The organism is Arenimonas alkanexedens, assembly GCF_054781355.1.
The window spans coordinates 1-19,447 of record NZ_BAAGUO010000010.1 but is presented as its reverse complement, the minus strand read 5'-3'; the positions used below and the strand labels follow the sequence as shown (position 1 = coordinate 19,447).

Below are 19,447 nucleotides of genomic sequence, written 5' to 3'. Positions count from 1 at the left end.
GATGCAAAAACTGGCACAAGCTGCTTAGCTCCACTTTTGGTGTCAGCTAAAAATGGGGGGATTACCGTTTCGGGGGGGGGGGGGGGGGGTGCCTTCTTGTCTCCCCAGCTGACTAGTGAGACGGTGGGTGAATATGTCTCCATCGCCCCGAGACCAACACCGCCCTCGGGCGTGATTTCGACTGAACCTCCAGGATCGAGCGTCGCTTCCACGCCACCGGCGAGCACAGCACCAACCTTTACGCTTGGTCCGCCACTGAAGGTTATTGGAGACTCGGTCGCATTTTCAAGGCTGGCTGTATAACCCTCACGGGGCTGCAACATAACGCCTATAAATGCTCCTTCGCCTACCGGCACTCCCGAGATCTTTCCATCGCCACGAATGATACTGACATCCAGCTCGACGCCAACTCCCAAGGCCGCGCCGGCCTTAAAACGAACGTCCACTTGCTCTAGCGCGGCTCCTGCGTTGTGGGAGGCGATCTTTGCTCCGTTACCGAGTTGACGTAGGTAGCCGTTAAGAGAAAACGGACTCAATCCGAAACGGCCGTCTGGATCAGTGAACTTGTACGGATTGTTGTTAGCGTACCAATAGCGGTTGAAATTCCCGCCATTGACAGAGTTCGCCGTCACGGGATCCACGCTCAGGAACCTCCCGACCGCCGGATCGTAATAGCGCTGCTGCATATATGCCAACACGAGCACCGCTTCCTCCGAGGGGCCTGTGTCGACCGGATCGCCAGAGAGAATAGACTCGCAGTTGCCTTCTTAAGCTCTTGCGGGGCGGGGGACCTTGAACCACGCGGCGTAGAGTGCCGGAAGGAACAGCAAGGTCAACGCCGTGGCCACGATCAGGCCGCCCATGATCGCCACGGCCATCGGGCCGAAGAAGACGCTGCGCGACAGCGGGATCATCGCCAGCACCGCCGCCAGGGCGGTCAGTACGATCGGACGGAAGCGGCGCACGGTGGCGTCCACCACGGCCTGCGCCGGCGGGTGGCCGGCAGCGATGTCCTGTTCGATCTGGTCGACCAGAATTACGGAGTTGCGCATGATCATGCCGCTCAGCGCGATGGTGCCCAGCATCGCCACGAAGCCGAAGGGCACGCGGAACACCAGCAGGAACAGCACCACGCCGATCAGGCCCAGGGGCGCGGTCAGCAGCACGATTACCGTGCGCGGGAAGCTGCGCAGCTGCAGCATCAGCAGGGTCGTGACGGCGAACAGGAACAGCGGCACGCCGGCGGCGACCGACTTCGAACCGCGGCCAGCGTCCTCGACCGTGCCGCCGGTTTCGAGCAGGTAGCCCGGCGGCAGCGCCGCGCGGATGTCCTCCAGCGTCGGCAGGATCTCGGCGGTGACGCTGGGCGGCGTCTTCTCGCCGTAGATGTCGGCGCGCACGGTGATCGTCGGCAGGCGGTTGCGGTGCCAGATGATGCCGTCCTCGAAGCCGTATTCGAGCGTGGCGATCTGCGACAGCGGCACGCTGCGGCCGTTGCCGGCCGGCACCGACAGGCTGCCCAGCAGCGACAGCTGATCGCGCTCCTGCGCCGTACCGCGCAGCAGGATCTCGATAAGCTCGTTGCCGTCGCGATAGGTGCTGACCGTGGTGCCCGACAGCGAGCCGCGCAGGAAGGCCGCGACCTGGGCCGAGCTGATGCCCAGCACGCGGGCGCGGGCCTGGTCGATCTGCAGGCGCACGACCTTGCTCGGTTCGTCCCAGTCGAGATTGACGTTGGTGACCGCCTCGTTGGCGCGCACTTGCTCGGCCACCTGTTGGGCGATACGGCGCACGTCATCCACGTGTTCGCCCGACACCCGGAACTGGATCGGGAAGCCCACCGGCGGTCCGTTCTCGAGCCGCGACACGCGCGCCTGCACGTCATTGAACTTCTCGTCGAACAGCCCGATCAGCCACTCGCGCGTAGCTTCGCGCGATTCTATGTCGGGGGTCAGCACCACGAACTGGGCGAAGTTGGCCTGCGGCAGTTTCTGGTCCAGCGGCAGGTAGAAGCGCGGCGTACCGGATCCAACGTAGGCCACGTAGCTCTCGATGCCCTCGCGGGTCTTGAGTTCGGCCTCGAGCCGCTGCGCCACCGCTTCGGTGGCGTGCAGCGAGGCACCCTCGGCCAGCTCCAGGTCCACCATCAGCTCAAGCCGCGTCGAGGACGGGAAGAACTGCTGCGGCACGAAGCGGAACATCAGGATCGACACCACGAAGGCCGCGACGGTCACCGTGATCACGGTCTTGCGCTGGCGCACGCACCAGGTGACCCAACGCCGCACGCCGACGTAGAACTTGGTGGCATAGGGGTCATGCGCCGGCCCGTCGCCGTGCGGCTTGGCGTCTGGCAGCAGCTTGTAGCCCAGGTAGGGAATGAAGACCACGGCCACGATCCACGACAGGATCAGCGAAATCGTCACCACCTGGAAAATAGAACGGGTGTACTCGCCCGTGCTCGACGCCGCAGTGGCGATCGGCAGGAAGCCGGCCGCCGTCACCAGCGTGCCGGTCAGCATCGGGAACGCAGTGGACTGGTAGGCGAACGCCGCCGCCTTCATTCGGCTATAGCCCTGCTCCATCTTCACCGCCATCATTTCGACCGCGATGATGGCGTCGTCCACCAGCAGGCCCAGGCCCAGTACCAGCGCGCCGAGCGAAATCTTGTGCAGGCCGATGCCGAAGTAGTGCATCGCCGCGAAGGTCATGGCCAGCACCAGGGGAATCGACAGCGCCACCACCAGGCCGGTGCGGAAGCCTAGCGAGAAGAAGCTCACCAGCAGCACGATGACCACGGCTTCGGTCAGCACCTGCACGAACTCGGCCACCGAGCTGCGCACGGCCTGCGGCTGGTCCGAGACTTTCTTGAGCGTCATGCCGACCGGCAGGTTCTGCTGCAGGCGCGCGAACTCCGTATCCAGCAGCTCGCCCAGGCGGATGATGTCGCCACCGGCGCGCATTGATACGGCGATGCCGATCGCGTTCTCGCCCATGAAGCGCACGCGCGGCGCCGCCGGGTCGGCGAAACCACGGCTGACCTCGGCCACGTCGCCAAGGCGGAAGCTGCGGTCGCCGACGCGGATCGGGAAGTCGCGGATTTCCTCGACGCTGTCGAAGCGCCCCGACACCCGCAGCTGTACCCGGTCGGTCGGCGTCTCGAAGAAACTCGCCGGTGCGATCGCGTTCTGCTCATCAATCGCTCGCTGCACCAGTTCCAGCGGAATGCCCAGGGTGGCCAGCTTGGTGTTCGAGAGTTCGATCCAGATCTTCTCGTCCTGCAGACCCACCAGCTCGATCTTGCCGACGTCGGCCACGCGGTGCAGCTCAAGCTCGATCCGCTCGGCGTAGTCCTTCAGGGTCGCGTAGTCGAAGCCATCGCCCGACAGCGCATAGATATTGCCGAAGGTGTCGCCGAATTCATCGTTGTAGAACGGCCCCACCACGCCGTCGGGCAGGGTGTGGCGGATGTCGCCCACCTTCTTGCGCACGTCGTACCAGAGCTGCGGCAGCTCGCGCGAGACCATCGAGTCCTTGCTCATCAGCATCACCAGCGACTCGCCGGGACGCGAGTAGGAGCGCACGAATTCGTAGCGCCCGGTCTCCATCACCTCTTTCTCGATGCGGTCGGTGACCTGCCGCGCAACCTCTTCGGCGGTAGCTCCCGGCCAGAAGGTGCGCACCACCATGATCTTGAAGGTGAAGGGCGGGTCTTCGGACTGGCCCAGGCGCTGGTAGCTGAACCAGCCCACGATCGCCAGCACCACCATCGCGTACAGCACGAGCGAGCGATTGCGCAGTGCCCATTCGGAAAGATTGAAGTTGGAAGCCATGGCGTCGCGGCCTCAGTTCGCGGCGGGGGCGGCGGCGGACGCGATCGACACGGGTCGGTTCTCGCGGTCTATCGGCTGGATGCGCTGGCCTTCAAGCAGCAGGTGCACGCCCGCGGCGACGAACCACTCATCGGCCTGCAGGCCGGACAGCACCGGCACCCGGGTTTCGCCGAAGTCGCCGGTACGCACCGGACGCAGGCTGACGGTGGACGTGGCCGGATCCACGACCCACAGGGCGGGCTCGCCGTCCTTCTGATGCAGGGCCGAGAGCGGGACCGACAGCGCCGCTTCGCCGCTACTGAGTGCGTACACGCGGGCGCTCTGGCCCAGCTCGGCGCGGGCCTCGCCGGCGTCGAAGCTGACCCGGGCGGCAAAGGTCCGGGCCTGGGCGTCGGCCGCCGGGGAAATCTCGCGCAGCGTGGCCGGCAGGCGCACGCCGGGGGTGGACCACAGCTCCACGGCCAGCGCGCGACCCGGACTGAAGTCGGCCGCGCTCTGCTCGGGAACGCTGATCAGCACTTCGCGATCACCATCCTCGGCGAGCATGAAAACGGTCTGGCCGGCGGCCACGACCTGCCCGGCTTCGGCCAGGCGCTGGGCCACGACCCCGTCACCCGGCGCGCGCAGCACCGCATAGCTGGCCTGGTTGTCGGACACGCGGGCTTCGGCCCGCGCCTGACGCACGCGCGCCTCGGCGGCCTGCAGCGCCGACACCCGGGCGTCGTAAAGCGAACGGCTCACCAGCTGACGGTCGAGCAGGCTCTGGTAGCGCTCAAGCTCCGAGGTCGCCAGCGCGTGGTCGGACTCGGCCGACGCCAGCGCGGCGCGCGCTGATTCAAGCTGCAGCCCCACGTCGGAAGCATCCAGCTCGGCCAGGACCTGTCCTTTCTCAACCGCCTGTCCGACATCCACCTGTACGCGGGTGATCTTTCCGCCAATGCGGAAGGCCAGGTCCGGTTCGTGGCGGGCGCGCACCTCGCCGGCGTAGGCGCTGAGCACCTCGGAGGCGGAGGTGGGCTGCACCACCAGGGCCGGGCGAGCCGGGCCTTCCGGAGGCACGTCGCTGGCGCAGGCACCCAGCGCCAGTGCGGCCAGGATCAGGAGAAGTCGGGAAGGCAGGGCGATGGCGCTCATCAGGGAGTCATGATTTAGTGAACCGGGGGGTATACTATCTTTACCAAACCGCCGAGTTCAATAATAATCTCGTGATGACCCCAGCCACCCGCCCCGCCGCCCCCGGCCGCCCCAAGGACCTCGAAAAGCGTGCGGCCATCCTGGATGCCGCCAAGGCGCTGTTTCCGGCGCGCGGCTACCATGGCGTGAGCATGGACGCGATCGCGCGGGCCGCCGGGGTGTCGAAGCTGACGGTCTACAGCCACTTCCAGGACAAGGACACGCTGTTCGTGGAGGCCGTGAAGGCCCGCTGCGAGGACTTGTTGCCCTCCGACCTGTTCGTGCCGCGCTTCGAAGGGCCCATCCGGGGCCAGCTGCTGCGCATCGCCCGGGCCTTCTTCGGCCTGATCACCAGCGAAGACGCCATCGCCATCCAGCGGGTGATGTCGCGCCAGATGCCGGACGACTCGCACCTGCCCAACCTGTTCTGGGACGCCGGCCCCAAGCGCACGACCGAGGCGCTGGCGGCCTTCCTGGCGGCCGAACACGCAGCTGGAGAACTGCATATTCCCGACGGCGCGCTGGCCGCATCGCAGTTCTTTTGCCTGCTCAAGGGCGAATACCACGCCCGCCTGACCTGCGGCTGCCGCGAGCCACTGGACCCCACGGCGGTCAGCCGGCACCTCGAGGCGACGGTAGACCTGTTCCTGCGCGCCTACGGCCCCGGCCGGCACGGAGCCTGAACCATGGCTTCCCTGCCGGGCGATCCGGTGACTAACGGCACTACTGGCCTCCACGGGCCGGCCAGCATCCTGTTAGCGCCTCGTGACGATCGTTGCCGGTCAACGTATTCACGCCCCTTCCGTTCTCCTTATTGCATCCTGCCTTCCTACCAACACCGGGCGGGGCGTAAAATAACGACCCTTGCGATTCAAGGATTTAGCCGACATGCCGATTGATTTCCAGCAGGCCCGCTTTGCGATGGTCGAACAGCAGGTCCGTCCCTGGGACGTGCTTGACCCGCGCGTGCTCGAGGTCCTGATGACGGTGCGCCGCGAGGACTTCGTGCCCCTGCGCCACCGCAAGCTCGCGTTCGCCGACCTGCCGCTGCCGCTCGAGCATGGCGAAGTGATGATGAAGCCCGTCGTCGAAGGCCGCATGCTGCAGGCGATGAACCTCGAGCCCGGCGATGAGGTACTGGAGATCGGCACCGGTTCGGGCTTCATCACGGCCTGCCTGGCCGCGCTGGCCCGTGACGTGACCAGCATCGAGCGCCACACCGACTTCGTTGAGCGCGTGCGCGCCCGCCTCGCCTCCGAGCACATCACCAATGTTCGCATCGAGTGCGTGGATGCCTTCGCCTGGCAGCCCGGCCGCTTGTTCGATGCCATCTGCGTCACCGGCGCCGTCGCCACCCACCCGGAGCACTTCGGTGCCTGGCTCAAGCCCGGCGGCCGCCTGTTCGTCATTCACGGCGACTCGCCGGTGCAGGAAGCGCTGCGCATCACCCGTCGCGGCGACGGCTTCCACCGCGAGAGCCTGTTCGAAACCGACGTCCCTTACCTGCACGGCGCCGCCCCGGCGCCGCAATTCGCCTTTTAATTAGAAACAGGACCTTCCCATGCGCCTGAGCCTCCGCCCCCTGACCTTCGCCATCCTGCTGGCCGGCACCGCCGGCAGCGCGAACGCCGCCGATCTGCTGGAAGCCTATGAAATGGCGCGCCAGAGCGACCCCGTGCTGTCGGCCTCCGAGTCGCGCAGCCTGGCTATCGGCGAGGGCGTGGTGCAGAACCGCGCCGCGCTGCTGCCCCAGCTCGACGGCAGCGTCAGCTGGAGCCGCACCGACAGCGACAGCAGCGGTTCGCAGGCCTTCGGCGCGATCGTGCAGCCGCCCTCGGTCACCTCGGCCGAAAGCACCAGCCGTGGCTGGGCCGTGAACCTGCGCCAGAGCCTCTACGACCACGGCAATTACACCCGCCTGAGCGCCGCGCGCGCCCGCGCCGGGCAGGCCGAGGCCGATTACCAGGCCGCGCAGGACGAACTGGTGGTGCGCGTTTCCAGCGCCTACTTCAACGTCCTGACTGCGATCGAGACGCTCGCGTCCTCGCGCGCCGAAGAGCGCTCGGTGAAGCGCCAGCTCGACCAGGCCGAGAAGCGCCTTGAGGTCGGCCTGGCCCCGATCACCGACGTGCACGAGGCCCGCGCCCGCTTCGACACCGCCCGCGCCAACGCCATCGCCGCCGCCAACGCGCTCGACGACGCGCGCGAAGCCCTGGCCGAGATCACCGGCATCGACACCGGCAACCTCCGGGGCCTGAGCAAGGACTACAAGCCGACCGATCCGACCGACCTGATCAGCCAGGACTGGGTCGCGGTAGCGATGGAAAACAATCCGTCGCTGCTCGCCCGCGAGCTGGCCGTCACCGCGGCCGAGAAGGACATCGCCACCGCGCGTTCGGGTCACCTGCCCTCGCTGGGCCTGACGGCCAGCTACAGCGACGGCAATGGCTACGGCAACAACGACATCTTCGCGCCGGTGCCGGGCTCGACCAGCTTTGACAACACCAACGAGTCCACCCGCGTGGGCGTCACCCTGTCGGTGCCGCTGTTCGCCGGTGGCGCGACCCAGTCGGGCGTGCGCCAGGCGGTGTACAACCGCGACGCCGCCGCCGACCAGCTTGAGCAGCAGCGCCGCGCCGTGATCCGCCAGACCCGCAACGCCCAGCGTTCGCTCGGCGCCGGCTCGGCCGAGGTCGAGGCGCGTCGCCTGTCGGTGGTGTCGGCCCAGGCCGCGTACGAGGCCAGCGAAGCCGGTCTGGAAGTCGGCACGCGCACCATCGTGGACGTGCTGATCACCCAGCAGTCGCTGTTCCAGGCCCAGCGCGAGTACGCCCGCGCCCGCCACGATTTCCTGGTCAACACCCTGCGCCTCAAGCAGGCCGCGGGCACCATCGCCCTGGCCGACCTGCAGGAAGTGAACCGCGTGCTGGTGCAGGACGCCGAAGCCGCGCTCGACGAGTCGCTGGCCGAGTAAGCACGGCGGCCGGCGCGCCTAAGCGCGCCGGCCCGCCAAGACGTCATCCAGCAGGTCCAGGGTCCGGGCCAGCGCGCCGGCGTGTTCTTCGATCTGCTGCCTCCCGGCCTGACCCATCCGTGCGCGCCGCGCCGGATCCCCGAGCAGCGCCAACACCTCTTCACCCAGCGCCGCCGCATCTGCGGCCTGGACCAGTGCGCCCGCGTCGCGCAGCCGCCGCGTGGCCTCCGCGAAATTGAAGGTATGCGGCCCGACCACGCTGGGCACGCCCAGGGCCGCCGGCTCGAGCACATTGTGACCGCCGATGTCGCACAGGCTGCCCGCCACGAAGGCCAGGTCGGCTGCCGCGAAGAAGCCGAGCAGTTCGCCCAGCGTGTCGATGACGAACACCTGCGTGCCGGGCGCCGGCAAGGTGTCGGCGCGACGGGTCGCCACCGACAATCCGCCGCTCGCCAGCGCCTCGGCTACCGGACCGAACCGCTCCGGATGCCGCGGCGCCCAAAGCAGCAAGGCGTCGGGATGCGCCGCCAGCACGCGCTGGTGCAGGGCGATCACGGCGGCTTCTTCGGGCGGATGCGTGCTGGCCGCGATCCACACCGGCCGCCCGGCTCCCCAGGCCGCGCGCCAGGCCAACGCTTGGGCGTCGAGTCCGTCGGGGATCGCCAGGTCGTACTTGAGATTGCCGGTGACGTGGATGCGCGCCGGGTCGGCGCCGATGCGCGCCAGCCGGGTGGCGTCGGCGCTCGACTGCGCCGCGACCAGATGCACGGCGCGCATGGCCAGCTTCGCCAGGCCCTGCACCGGCAGGTAGCCGCGCAGCGATCGCTGCGACAGGCGCGCGTTCACCATCACCAGCGGGATGTCGCGCCGGCCGCACTCGACGTAGAGATTGAGCCAGATTTCAGTCTCGACAATGACCGCCAGGGCCGGCCTTGCGCGATCCAGGAAGCGCCGCACCATGCGCCTGAGGTCGTAGGGCAGGTAGACGTGGTGCACGCGGTCACCCCAGAGCGCGCGCACGCGTTCCGAACCGGTCGGGGTAATGGTGGTCACCAGCAGCGGCCGCTCCGGATACTTGGCCAGCAGCGCGTCCACCAGCGGCCGCGCCGCCAGCACCTCGCCCACCGATACCGCGTGCACCCAAAGCGTGTCGTGCAGGTCGAGCTTGTCCTCGATCCAGCCGTAGCGTTCGGTCCAGCGGCGCAGGTATTCGCGCTGGCGCATGCCGCGCCAGACCAGGTGGTAGAGGGTGACGGGGAAGGCCAGGTGCAGGACCAGCGAATACAGGCCCAGCAGCAAGCGTTGCCCGAAGGTGAGTGACATGCGCGAGAGGATACCCGACCGCGCCGGGCCCGCGCTGACAGCGGCTAGAATGGTGGCCATGGCCGAACCTTCACCGCCGCTGTCCCCGCGTCATTGGCCGACCTGGCTGTTGATCGGCTTCGGCTGGGCCCTGGCGCGTGCGCCGCTGCGCCTGCATCGCGCGCTCGGCCCGGCGCTGGGCGCGCTGCTTTACCGGCTGCTGCGATCGCGCCGCCGCGCCGCCGCCATCAATCTGGCCCTGTGTTTCCCTGACTTGTCGGAGCCCGCGCGCGACGCGCTGCTGCGCCGGAATTTCCGGGCCCTGGGCCTGGGCGTGTTCGAGTTCCTGCGCGCGTGGTGGGGTCGGCTGCCGGCGCCGGAAGAGTGCGAGCTCAGCGGCCTGGAACACCTGGAAGCCGCGCGCGCCGGCGGCCGCGGCGTCATCCTGGTCTCGGCTCATTTCACTACGCTGGAAATCAGCATGCGTCTGCTGTGCCAGCACATTCCACTGGCCGGCATGTATCGCCCGCACGAACAGCCGCCGATGGAATGGGCCGTGCGCCGGGGCCGGCTGCGGCACGCGGCGGCGATGTTCGCCCGCGACGAGCTGCGGCCCGTGATCCGCTACCTCAAGCAGGGCGGCCTGCTGTGGTTCGCGCCCGACCAGGAAACGCGCCGGGGCGACAGCGTTTTCGTTCCCTTCTTCGGCCAGCCGGCCTGGAGCCTGACCTCGACCCACCAGCTGGCGCGGCTGTCCGGGGCCGCGGTATTGCCGCTGTTCCACGAGCGCCTGCCCGACGGTCGCTATCGCATCGAGGTGCTGCCGGCGCTGGAAGACTTCCCCTCGCGCGATGCCACCGTGGACACCGCGCGGGTGATGGCGGCACTGGAAGGCCTGATCCGTCGCTGCCCCGAGCAATACCTGTGGCTGCACCAGCGCTTCAAGCGCCAGCCCGACGGCAGCACGCGCCGCTACGACTGATCAGTAGACCGGGCTGGCGCCCGGCGGTCGCGTCTTGAAGCGACGGTGGACCCACAGGTACTGGTCCGGCGCTTCGCGCACCGCCTGCTCGAGTTCGGCCATGTAGCGCGCGGCGTCCTGCACGGGATCACCCCTTGGCCAATCAGACCAAGGCGGCTCGATCCGCAACAGGTAGCGACCGTCGACATCGCGTCGGAACCAGAACGGCAGCAGCGCGGCGCCGCTGGCCTGCACCAGGTCCGGCATCGTCGCCAGGGTCGCGGCGGGCACGCCGAAGAAGGGCACGAACACGTGCCGATAGCTGAAGTCCTGGTCGGCGACGTAGCCCACCGGTTCACCCGCGCGCAGGTGTTCGAGCAGCGGCTTGCGGACGCGCTTCTTCGGTAGCGTAGGCCCGAACACGCGCCGCCGCGATGCTTCTATCCAGTGCTGCAGGCAGCGATGATTGTGTTCACGTGCCACCACCCGCACCGGACGCCCCAAGGCATCGCCGACCAGGCGCAGCGCCAGCTCCACCGGAATGAAATGGCCGGTCACCAGCAGCGCGCCGCGACCGCGCGCCAAGGCCGCCTGCAAATGCTCCAGGCCTTCTATCCGATACTTCCCGCGCATCACGGCCGCCGGCGCATGCCAGGCGCGCATCAGCTCCAGCACGCCGATCACGGTATTGGTGACGTTGGCCTCGACCAGACGCTGCCGTGCCGCGGCATCAAGCTCGGGAAAGCACAGCGCGATATTGGTGGCGGCGATTTTGCGGCGACTGCGCAGCAGGGGCCGCAGCAGCCAGGCCAGCGCGCGCCCCAGGGCCAGCAACATCGGCTGCGGCAGCCGCGCCACTATCCAGGCGGTGAGCTGCAGCGGCAGACTGATCAACAGGCAGCGCATGGCCGGTGCTTAGTCGTCGGCGCGCGCCGGCGCCCCCACCAGGCTGCCGGCGAAAAGCGCCGCCAGCAGCAAGGTCAGCCCGCCCCAGAAGGTGGAGTAGAACGCCAGGTGGGTATTGAGGGGAAACACCGTCACGAACAGCGCCAGCGCCGGTGCCCGCGCCTGCTCGCGCGCCGCGGGGCTGGCGAAACGCCACGCCCGCCACGCCACCGCGACCCCGCCCAGCCAAAGCAGCAGGCCCAGCAGGCCTGTTTCGCTGAGCACTTCGAGCACGATCTGGTGGGCGTGGTAGCCGGCACCGTGCTCGGCGTCTATCAGCCAGGGATCATCGGCCGCCGCGTAGTCGGGGTAGGCCCGCCGGAAGCCGCGCACGCCGACGCCGTTGACGGGGTGGGCCAGCGCCATGTTCCAGGCGGCCTGCCAGATCGGCAGCCGTCCCGACAAGGCGTGGTCGAGACCCTCGCTGTCGCCAACAAGCACCGCTTCGGTGCGCTCGACGCGCTCCTGCAGCTTGTCCGACATCATCACCGCCAGCCCGAACACCAGCAGCCCGCCCAAACCCAGCACCATCAGCGCTCGCTTGCCGCCCAGATGTCGCCAGCCACTGAACACGAGCACCAGGCCCAGGGTAAGCCAGGACGCGCGCGCGCCGGCCAGCAGCACCACCACCACCAGCGCCGCCGCGGTGACGATCCAACCGGTGACGCCGAAGCGCTTCCCGGCCGACGCCAGCGGAAACGGCGCCAGGCTGGCCAGCACCAGGCCCAGCTTGAGATTGTCGGCGCCGAAGATGCCGCTGAGCCGGTCGGCGGTAGCCGGGCCACCTACGCTCCAGCCGGTGGCGGCCTGCACCAGCGCATCGGCCAGCCAAAGTCCCATGATCACGGCGATGCCGCCCAAGGTGAGCCGGCGACCGCGCTCGTTCGCCACCGCCATGGCCACCAGCCACAGGAAGGGCAGGTAGCGCAGGTCAATCAGGGATTCGCGCAGCGCGCGACCGGCGTCCACCGCGTCAATGGATGACAGCAGCTCCGGCAGCCAGTAGGCGAAAAAGAGCACGCTGGTGAGCGCCCAGGCTTCGTGGCTGAGCAGGCGCATGCCGCCGCGGAACCGCGACAGGGCCAGCACGGCCAGCGCCGCCAGCGCGCCCAGCGACAGTACCGCCTCGGCGGGACCGCGCAGCGGCCACAGCGCCACGAAGGTGAGCACCCACCACGGGGCCCAGCGCAGGCTGTGTTCAGTCGGCGAGGAGCTGGTCATAGACATCCAGAGTGGCGGACTGCATGGCCGCAAGGGTGTGGGGGATGGTAACCGGCATCGGCGGCGGCGAGCCAAGCAGGGCGCGGGCGGCCTGCAGCAGTCCTTCCTGGTCGCCCAAGGCGACCGCCCCGGCGGGATACAGCGCGCGCAGCAGTTCGCCCACGCCGCCGTGGTTCCAGCCCAACACCGGCCGGCCGATCGACAGCGCCTCGACCACGGTTCGGCCGAAGGCTTCGGGTTTATTCGAGAGCTGCAGCACCAGGTCGGACACGGCGTAGGCTTCGCGTACGTCGTGCTGCGGCGGACTGATCACCAGCGCCTGCGCCACACCGCGCGAGGCCGCCAAGCGTCGCAGTTCCCCCAGGTAGGCTTCGCGCCCGGGCTGGTCGGCGCCCAGCAGCCACAGGCGCAGGTCCTGGCCCTGCGCGCGCAGGCTGGCCAGCAGTTCGATCGCTTCCGCATGACCCTTGAGCCGGGTGCCGCGCCCCGGCATCAGCAACACGCGTCCGCCCTGCAAAGCCGGATGGGATTTCGCCCAGGCTTCGCGCCAGGCCGGGTCCGGTACGAAGTCGCGCGGGAACGCCGCCGGATCCACGCCGCGCGGCACCACCCGCAGGCGCGCCGGCGGCGTGGCCGGCCAGTGCCTGAGCACGTAGTCGCGCACCGTTTCGGACACGCAGATCACCGCCTCGCCGCGGCACATCACGCCGCTGTAGCGCCCGGGCGAATTGAGGCCATGCACCGTGGTTACCAGGCGTGGCCGCAACGGCGGCAGCCCGCGCAGCGCGAACCAGGCCAGCCAGGCCGGAAGCCGCGACCGCGCATGCACGATGTCCGCACCCAGCGCCGCGAGTTGCCGGCGCAAGGCGAAAACCGTGGTGACGGCCGTGAGCGATTTGCGCCCCACCGGCAGGATGATGTGCTCGCTGCCGCCCGCCACCAGTTCATCGACCAAGCGGCCACCGGCGGAAATAACGATCGAGCGATGACCGGCAGCCACCAGGGCCGCGGCGATTTCGAGCGTGGAGCGCTCCACGCCGCCGCTGTGCAGCGCCGGCAGCAACTGGACGACGGTCAGGCGGCGCAAGTCGGCGCCCGGCTCAGTCCTTGAGGACGAACACGGCGCCGCAATACGGGCACGCCGCGCTGCCGTTTTCTTCGACCGGCAAGTAGACGCGCGGATGCGAATTCCACAGGGCCATGGCCGGGGTCGGGCACGACAGCGGCAGGTCGGCGCGATGGACCTCGTAGCGGCGCTCGGCGTTGGCGGCCGCGCGGCCGGTGGCGGTATCGGTTCGCGACATGGCGGGGTCCTCGTGGGAAGACCCGCATTTTACACGGTAGGAGGGCCTTCAGGCCCGAAGCTTTTGGGCGAAGGGCTTCGGGCCTGAAGGCCCTCCTACAGGGGGTTTATTTGGCGAGGGTGGCTTCGACGGTGATGTCGATCCGGACTTCGTCGCCGACCATCGGCACGTAGCCGCCGACGCCAAAATCGCTGCGCTTGATGGTCGTGGTGGCATCGAAGCCGGCCGCCGCCACCTTGCGCATCGGGTGCTCGCCGATCTTGTTGATGGTTACGTCCAGCACCACCGGCAAGGTGACGCCGTGGATGGTCAGGTCGCCGGCGACCTTCAGCGCGCCCTCGCCCGCGGCGGTGACGCCCGTGCTTTGGAAAGTGGCGGTCGGGTAGGCGGCGACGTCGAAGAAGTCCGACTTCTGCAGGTGCTCGTCGAGCTCGGCCACGCCTGTGCTGATGCTCGCGACCGGAATGGTGATGCTGACGCTGGACTGGGTCGGATCGGTCGGGTCGAAGCGGAAGTCACCCTCTACGGCATCGAAGCGGCCGGTGATGTTCGAGAAGCCCAAGTGGTTGTAGGTGAACTCGACCTGGGTATGGGTCGGATCGATATCGTATTTGTCGGCGGCCTGGGCACCGAAGGCGGCGACGGCGAGCAGGCTGGCGAGAGCGAGGCGCGAGAAGGACATGGGGAATCTCCGGTGTGGGAAACCAGCGTGGAGGCCGGCGAGTGAGTGAAGTGTAGTCATCCTGCTGCTGCAACGTAGCCCGAGCTACGAAACGTATCGTTGCGCTCCAAGGCGAACGGTCGACCAGTTGCCCCGCCCCGGCGCCAGATTCCGTTCTATTCCATAGGGCAGGCCATTGCGCCACGCCCCTCGACGCGCCGACCGGCGCGCGAATCCCTCCCTGGAGAGACGGCATGACCCGCAACGCCCTGTTCGCAGCGCTCCTGACCCCTGGCCTGGCCTTCGCTGCCCCGCCCCCGGAGGCCGACAGCTTCCGTTCCCCACCCTTGGCCGATTCCCTGGACGCCGGCCGCCAGACCATCGCCCGCGAGGACACCTTGGCCAAGGCCGGCAAGCCAGGCACCCAGGCGCGCGCGGCGCTGACGGTCGAGGACGTCGGCGACCCCGACAGCTTCGGCAAGAACGTCAAATGGCTGGGCCTGGTCTCGATCAATATGGTGTTGACCGACAACTGCTCGCCCACGCCCGGTGAACCGGCGCTCGAAAACTGCATCGAACTCGCGCCGGCACCCGCCACCACCCCGATCAATGCACCGGACCTGGCAAGCATCACCTTGCCCGGCCGCAGCACCGAAACCCTGCTTTGCCACTGGCAGACGCCGCTCGTGTCCTACAGCCTCGCCAACTACACGGGCGCGCCGGCCCAGTACGCCTTCCGCCTGTCCCCGACCTATCGGTTCGAAAGCGACGTACTCAATGACCCGGCGCTGATCAACCCGATGACCGGCCTGCCCTTTGGCGGCTCACTGAGCACCTCGCTAGGGTCGGTGAACCGCTTCGGCACGCTGCAGACGGACCAATACGAGTTCCAGTTGGAATCGGGCACGCGCATGTGCATCGGCGCCGTACTGAGCCAGCGCAGCCTGGTGCAGCAGTGGGGCCTGAGCCCGGCCCAGGCGCGCCGCTTCTTCCGCCGCCCGATCACCATCGTGATGGGCCTGAGCGGCAGTGCGCGCCTGGTTGACGGCGCCAACATCAATTTCGGCACCCGTTTCGTCGGTGACTGAACGCCGCCGCCGGCACCGCGACTCGCGGTGCCGGCGGCTTTCCGGCTAGGCTTCGGCCATGCCGCATGACGCCCCAACCTGGTGCCTGCACGACGGCGCCGCCGGCCATCGCCAGCAGGCGCTGGCACTGGCGCGCGCGCTGGACCCGGCGGCGCGGGAAGTCACCCTGTCCACGCGCCCGCCCTGGGCCTGGCTGGCGCCGCGTCGGCTGCCGCTGGCCGAGCGCGCGTTTGGCGAGGGCTTCCGAGACCTGCTGGCGACGCCACCGTCGCTGGTCATCGGCTGTGGCCGCCGCCCGGCGCTGGCCACGCGGCTGCTGCGCGAACGCGGTGCGCGCGCCGTGCAACTACTCGACCCCCGCCTCGATCCGGCGCACTGGGACCTGGTGCTGGCCCCCGAACACGATGGGCTGCGCGGGCCGAATGTGATCACCCTCTGCGGCAGCCTGCATCCGGTGGATGAGGCCTGGCTGGCGGCCGGGCGCGCGGCCTTCCCTGACTTCGCCGCCCTGCCCTCGCCGCGCACGGTGGTGCTGCTGGGCGGCCGCACCTCGGCCGTGCGTTTCGATCGCGCCGCCTTCGAACTGATGGCAGCCAAGCTCGAACACTGGCTCGCGGTGCAGGGCGGCAGCCTGCTGGTGATTGGCTCGCGGCGCACGCCCCCGCAGCTGGCGATGCTCTCGCGCAGCTATTGGGCCGACACGCCGGGCCTGCGCTGGTTCGACGCCAGCGACGGCGACAACCCCTACGCCGGCGCCTTGGCCTGGGCCGACCGCCTGGTGGTTTCACCCGACTCGGTCAACATGGTGTCGGAAGCCTGCGCTACCGCGGCGCCGGTCTACGTCGCCGAACCGGAGCGCGCCACCGGCCGCATTCGCCGCTACCTCGACGACCTGCTCGCCCGCGGCCGCATCCAGGCCCTCGGCAAGCTGCCGCATGACCTCGCCGCCGAACCGCTGCGCGAAACGGCCCGCGTTGCGGCGCTGGTGCGGGAAAGGCTTGGTCTGCCGCTCCTTCGCGGCTAGAACGCCAGCCCCAATTCGCGGCAGGCCTCGGTCACCGCTGCGCGCGCGGCCTGCAGGGCGTCGTCGGGCGGCACCAGCCGGGAGCGCAGGTCCAGGGTGCAGTCCAGTCCCATGTCCAGCATCAGCGCGTGTGCGGCGAGCAGGCCCTCCACCCGCTCCGCCGGCAGGGCTTCGGTGTCGGCCAGGGCGCGCAGCAACGAAGGCGTGTCGCGCGGCTCGCACAGGATCGGATGCTGATGGGCGAACTGCAGCACCCGCGCCTGCACCAGGAATTCCAGGTCCACCAGGCCACCCTCGCCCTGCTTGAGATCGAAGCGCAGCGCGCTGCTGCGGTCGAGTTCGGTGCGCATCCGGCGACGCATCGTCACCACGTCCTCGCGCAGGGCCTCGGGGTCGCGCGGTTGGGACAGGGTTTCAAGGCGGATCTTTTCAAAGGCCGCGCACACGGCCGGCGCGCCGGTGATCGCGCGTGCGCGCACCAGCGCCTGGCGCTCCCAGGTCCACGCCCGCTGGCGCTGGTAGTCGGCGAAGCTGTCGAGCCCGGACACCAGCATGCCGGTGGCGCCGTCCGGGCGCAGCCGCACGTCCACTTCATATAGCTTGCCGGCGGCGGTAACCGTGCCGAGCAGGCTGACCAGCCGCTGCGCCAGGCGTCCGAAATAGCGGCTGGCATCCAGCGGCCGGGCGCCATCGGAGCTGGCGTCGGCCCGCGCGTCGTGCAGGAACACCAGGTCAAGGTCGGAACTGAAGCTCAGTTCGTGCCCGCCCAGGCTGCCGTAGCCGAGCACCGCCAGCCCCGCGCCCGGCACGCGGCCGTGGGCGGCGATGACGTCGGTCTCGGCCAGATGAAGGGCGGCGGCCACCAGTTCCGACGCCAGGGTCGCGAGCCGCCGCGAGGCGTCGGGCGGCGGCAGGCGCAGGCCCAGCGTCGCCAGCGCGATCCGGAAGCCGATGGCCTGGCGCAGCTCGCTGAGCGCGGTCAACGCGGCCTCGGTGTCACCGGGAGGAAAGGCGGCGCGGGCTGCCGCGACCAGCGCGACGATCTGCGCTTCATCCGGCACCGGGCCCGCGGCGCGGGAATCGATCAGTTCGTCGAGCAGCAGCGGATGCGCGGCCAGCCGTTCGGACAAGAGGGCGCTGCGCGCCGTGACGTCGGCCAGCCGCGCCAGCGCCGCCGGCTGTTCTTCCAGCAGGGCGAGGTAGCTGGTGCGGCGCGTCACCGCCTGCAGCAGCGCCAGTCCGCGCGGCAGCGAGGCATCCGGCGCTTCGCTGCGCGCCGCGGCGGCGAGCAGCGCCGGCAGCACATTGTCCAGACGCTTGCGGCCGCGACTCGACAGCGCCCGCACCGCCGGCGTGCGGGCGAAGTCGCGCAGGGCCGCGTCCTGCGCTTCCGGCCGCGCGAAGCCGGCGTCGGCCAGGGCTTCGGGCGAGCCGCCGTCGGGCAGCGCACGCCAGTACTGCACCAGCGCATTGGCCGGTGCGCGCCGGCGGCCGCGCGCTTCGAGCAGGCCAGCGAACTCCTCGGCCACCACGCTGCGGTGGCCGTCGAGCTCTTCGAGCATGGCGGCCTCGTCGCGATAGTCGAGCGCCAGCGCAATACGCCGGCGCGACAGCGGGTCGTCCGGCAGCGCGTGGACCTGTTGGTCGGCCAGCATCTGCACGCGGTTCTCGAGCCGGCGCAGGGCGCGGTAGGCCGCCGCCAGGCGCGCGGCGGTGGCGGGCTTGACGTGCCCGGCCGCCGTCATCGCCGCCAGTGCCGGCAACAGCGAACGTCCGCGCAGCGCCGGTTCGCGACCCGCACGAATCAACTGCAGCGCCTGCACCAGGAACTCGACTTCGCGGATGCCGCCGGGTCCGAGCTTGAGGTCCTCGGCCAGCTCGCGCCGCTGTACTTCGGCGGCGATCAGCGCCTTCATTTCGCGCAGACCGTCGAGTGCGCTGTAGTCCAGGTAGCGCCGATAGACAAAGGGACGCAGCGTGGACAGCAGGCGTTCGCCGGCGGCAAGGTCACCCGCCACCGGCCGCGCCTTGATCCAGGCGTAACGCTCCCAGTCGCGGCCTTCGCGCTGGTAGTAGTGCTCCATCGCGCCGAAGCTCAAGGCCAGCCGCCCGCTGCCGCCGAAGGGACGAAGACGCAGGTCGACGCGATGGCAAAAGCCGTCGGCGGTAACGTCGCCCAGCAGCTGCGCCAGCCGCTGGCCCAGCCGGGTGAACCAGGTTTCGGCGTCGATCGGGCGCGGTCCGTCAGTTTCCCCGTGCTCCGGGAAGGCGTAGACCAGATCCACGTCCGAACTGAAGTTGAGTTCACCGCCGCCCAGCTTGCCCAGGCCGAAAACAACGAGCGACTGCTCTTCGCCGCTGGCGCTGCGCACCCGGCCATGGCGCTCCACCAGCGAGGCCGACAGCGCCGCCACGCCGGACTGCAGCGCCTGGTCGGCGATGCGGCTGCTGCCGGCCAGGGTGGCATCCACGTCGTCCATGCCGTGCAGGTCACGCCAGATCAGGCGCGTGGATTCACGCGTGCGCCAACGCCGCAGCAGCGCGCCCCAGTCGGCGTCGGCGCCTGCCGCAAGCACGGGCACCGGCGCCATCGGCGCGTCCAGCGACATCGCCAGCGCGGGCTGGCGGCACAGGGTGTCCACGGCGAAGTCGCTGCACAGCGCCAGCCGCGCCAGCTGCTGGCGCCGGACCGGATCCGCCATCGCTTCGGGCACGCGGTCGGCGAGTCGTGCCATGGCGCGCTCAAGATGCGCGGCCAGGTTGGCGTCAAGGTCAGGCAGCAGGCTCATGCCGCGATTCTGTCATGCGCCCACATTCACCGGCGCGGCAAAAAGAAAGGCTTTTTGGATTCTGGTGTGGAAACGAGACCATGTCCCTGCGACCGGTCAAAGTGGCTGTCATGGAAGCTGGTGTTGAAACTGGCGTGACCCGGTGACATGCTGTCATGGATTACGGTGTGGATTC

16 protein-coding genes are annotated in these 19,447 nt (G+C 69.2%); 6 read left to right on the top strand and 10 right to left on the bottom strand.

From position 1 onward, the window contains the following. The 3 genes from ACYVGY_RS13535 to ACYVGY_RS13525 all read right to left on the bottom strand — a co-directional run. Window positions 1-698 (bottom strand): RHS repeat-associated core domain-containing protein (locus tag ACYVGY_RS13535; protein WP_460458029.1); only part of this gene is annotated, 698 nt, incomplete at its 3' end. 69 nt (window positions 699-767) lie between these two features. Next, entirely contained in the window at window positions 768-3,830 is a 3,063-nt protein-coding gene (locus ACYVGY_RS13530) for an efflux RND transporter permease subunit (protein ID WP_460458028.1), read from the bottom strand. 12 nt (window positions 3,831-3,842) lie between these two features. Next, a complete protein-coding gene (locus ACYVGY_RS13525) occupies window positions 3,843-4,964 on the bottom strand; it encodes an efflux RND transporter periplasmic adaptor subunit (protein WP_460458027.1) in 1,122 nt (373 codons plus the stop codon). 74 nt (window positions 4,965-5,038) lie between these two features. Here ACYVGY_RS13525 and ACYVGY_RS13520 point away from each other — a divergent pair, with 74 nt between their 5' ends. The 3 genes from ACYVGY_RS13520 to ACYVGY_RS13510 all read left to right on the top strand — a co-directional run bounded on the left by ACYVGY_RS13520 (window position 5,039) and on the right by ACYVGY_RS13510 (window position 7,977). Beyond that, the gene (locus ACYVGY_RS13520; RefSeq protein WP_460458026.1) at window positions 5,039-5,686 is read left to right on the top strand and encodes a TetR/AcrR family transcriptional regulator; all 648 of its coding nucleotides are present in this window, start codon (window positions 5,039-5,041) and stop codon (window positions 5,684-5,686) included. A gap of 205 nt (window positions 5,687-5,891) precedes the next feature. Further along, window positions 5,892-6,545, top strand: a complete 654-nt coding sequence (locus ACYVGY_RS13515; RefSeq protein WP_460458025.1) for a protein-L-isoaspartate O-methyltransferase family protein — start codon at window positions 5,892-5,894, stop codon at window positions 6,543-6,545. Between the two features lie 19 nt (window positions 6,546-6,564). Further along, entirely contained in the window at window positions 6,565-7,977 is a 1,413-nt protein-coding gene (locus ACYVGY_RS13510; RefSeq protein WP_460458024.1) for a TolC family outer membrane protein, read from the top strand. Window positions 7,978-7,995: 18 nt separating this feature from the next. On the opposite strand, the gene waaA is transcribed toward ACYVGY_RS13510, so the two are convergent. After that, window positions 7,996-9,300 (bottom strand): lipid IV(A) 3-deoxy-D-manno-octulosonic acid transferase, encoded by a 1,305-nt coding sequence (gene waaA / locus ACYVGY_RS13505; RefSeq protein WP_460458030.1) that lies wholly within the window; start codon window positions 9,298-9,300, stop codon window positions 7,996-7,998. Window positions 9,301-9,358: 58 nt separating this feature from the next. Here waaA and lpxL point away from each other — a divergent pair, with 58 nt between their 5' ends. After that, window positions 9,359-10,261, top strand: coding sequence for an LpxL/LpxP family Kdo(2)-lipid IV(A) lauroyl/palmitoleoyl acyltransferase (gene lpxL / locus ACYVGY_RS13500; RefSeq protein ID WP_460458023.1), 903 nt, complete (start codon window positions 9,359-9,361; stop codon window positions 10,259-10,261). Here the strand turns inward: lpxL and ACYVGY_RS13495 are convergent, their stop codons facing one another. From ACYVGY_RS13495 to ACYVGY_RS13475, 5 genes are all read right to left on the bottom strand, one after another. Further along, on the bottom strand, window positions 10,262-11,146 hold the full coding sequence (locus ACYVGY_RS13495; RefSeq protein WP_460458022.1) for a lysophospholipid acyltransferase family protein: 885 nt from the start codon (window positions 11,144-11,146) through the stop codon (window positions 10,262-10,264). A 9-nt stretch (window positions 11,147-11,155) separates the two neighbouring features. After that, a complete protein-coding gene (locus ACYVGY_RS13490; protein ID WP_460458021.1) occupies window positions 11,156-12,406 on the bottom strand; it encodes an O-antigen ligase family protein in 1,251 nt (416 codons plus the stop codon). Next, complete coding sequence (locus tag ACYVGY_RS13485; RefSeq protein WP_460458020.1) at window positions 12,384-13,493, bottom strand: glycosyltransferase; 1,110 nt, start codon at window positions 13,491-13,493, stop codon at window positions 12,384-12,386. Before ACYVGY_RS13485 ends, ACYVGY_RS13490 begins: the two co-directional genes overlap by 23 nt. Before the next feature lie 13 nt (window positions 13,494-13,506). Further along, entirely contained in the window at window positions 13,507-13,710 is a 204-nt protein-coding gene (locus ACYVGY_RS13480) for a zinc-finger domain-containing protein (protein ID WP_460458019.1), read from the bottom strand. A 106-nt stretch (window positions 13,711-13,816) separates the two neighbouring features. Then, window positions 13,817-14,392 carry a YceI family protein gene (locus tag ACYVGY_RS13475; protein WP_460458018.1) on the bottom strand — a complete coding sequence of 192 codons (576 nt, stop codon included), beginning with the start codon at window positions 14,390-14,392 and terminating at the stop codon, window positions 13,817-13,819. 233 nt (window positions 14,393-14,625) lie between these two features. Here ACYVGY_RS13475 and ACYVGY_RS13470 point away from each other — a divergent pair, with 233 nt between their 5' ends. Beyond that, window positions 14,626-15,459: a hypothetical protein gene (locus ACYVGY_RS13470; RefSeq protein ID WP_460458017.1), complete on the top strand. Its 834-nt coding sequence runs from the start codon at window positions 14,626-14,628 to the stop codon at window positions 15,457-15,459. A 58-nt stretch (window positions 15,460-15,517) separates the two neighbouring features. After that, window positions 15,518-16,483: a mitochondrial fission ELM1 family protein gene (locus ACYVGY_RS13465; RefSeq protein ID WP_460458016.1), complete on the top strand. Its 966-nt coding sequence runs from the start codon at window positions 15,518-15,520 to the stop codon at window positions 16,481-16,483. Here the strand turns inward: ACYVGY_RS13465 and glnE are convergent. Next, window positions 16,480-19,272, bottom strand: coding sequence for a bifunctional [glutamate--ammonia ligase]-adenylyl-L-tyrosine phosphorylase/[glutamate--ammonia-ligase] adenylyltransferase (gene glnE / locus ACYVGY_RS13460; RefSeq protein ID WP_460458015.1), 2,793 nt, complete (start codon window positions 19,270-19,272; stop codon window positions 16,480-16,482). The two genes, ACYVGY_RS13465 and glnE, sit on opposite strands and share 4 nt — an antisense overlap. Window positions 19,273-19,447: the final 175 nt, after the last annotated feature.

What these genes read in the sequence shown, in the direction of transcription:
- ACYVGY_RS13530 (WP_460458028.1), bottom strand. Translation starts at nt 3,830, where the DNA reads ATGGCTTCCAACTTCAATCTTTCCGAATGGGCACTGCGCAATCGCTCG.
- ACYVGY_RS13525 (WP_460458027.1), bottom strand. Translation starts at nt 4,964, where the DNA reads ATGAGCGCCATCGCCCTGCCTTCCCGACTTCTCCTGATCCTGGCCGCA.
- ACYVGY_RS13520 (WP_460458026.1), top strand. Translation starts at nt 5,039, where the DNA reads ATGACCCCAGCCACCCGCCCCGCCGCCCCCGGCCGCCCCAAGGACCTC.
- ACYVGY_RS13515 (WP_460458025.1), top strand. Translation starts at nt 5,892, where the DNA reads ATGCCGATTGATTTCCAGCAGGCCCGCTTTGCGATGGTCGAACAGCAG.
- ACYVGY_RS13510 (WP_460458024.1), top strand. Translation starts at nt 6,565, where the DNA reads ATGCGCCTGAGCCTCCGCCCCCTGACCTTCGCCATCCTGCTGGCCGGC.
- waaA (WP_460458030.1), bottom strand. Translation starts at nt 9,300, where the DNA reads ATGTCACTCACCTTCGGGCAACGCTTGCTGCTGGGCCTGTATTCGCTG.
- lpxL (WP_460458023.1), top strand. Translation starts at nt 9,359, where the DNA reads ATGGCCGAACCTTCACCGCCGCTGTCCCCGCGTCATTGGCCGACCTGG.
- ACYVGY_RS13495 (WP_460458022.1), bottom strand. Translation starts at nt 11,146, where the DNA reads ATGCGCTGCCTGTTGATCAGTCTGCCGCTGCAGCTCACCGCCTGGATA.
- ACYVGY_RS13490 (WP_460458021.1), bottom strand. Translation starts at nt 12,406, where the DNA reads ATGACCAGCTCCTCGCCGACTGAACACAGCCTGCGCTGGGCCCCGTGG.
- ACYVGY_RS13480 (WP_460458019.1), bottom strand. Translation starts at nt 13,710, where the DNA reads ATGTCGCGAACCGATACCGCCACCGGCCGCGCGGCCGCCAACGCCGAG.
- ACYVGY_RS13475 (WP_460458018.1), bottom strand. Translation starts at nt 14,392, where the DNA reads ATGTCCTTCTCGCGCCTCGCTCTCGCCAGCCTGCTCGCCGTCGCCGCC.
- ACYVGY_RS13470 (WP_460458017.1), top strand. Translation starts at nt 14,626, where the DNA reads ATGACCCGCAACGCCCTGTTCGCAGCGCTCCTGACCCCTGGCCTGGCC.
- ACYVGY_RS13465 (WP_460458016.1), top strand. Translation starts at nt 15,518, where the DNA reads ATGCCGCATGACGCCCCAACCTGGTGCCTGCACGACGGCGCCGCCGGC.
- glnE (WP_460458015.1), bottom strand. Translation starts at nt 19,272, where the DNA reads ATGAGCCTGCTGCCTGACCTTGACGCCAACCTGGCCGCGCATCTTGAG.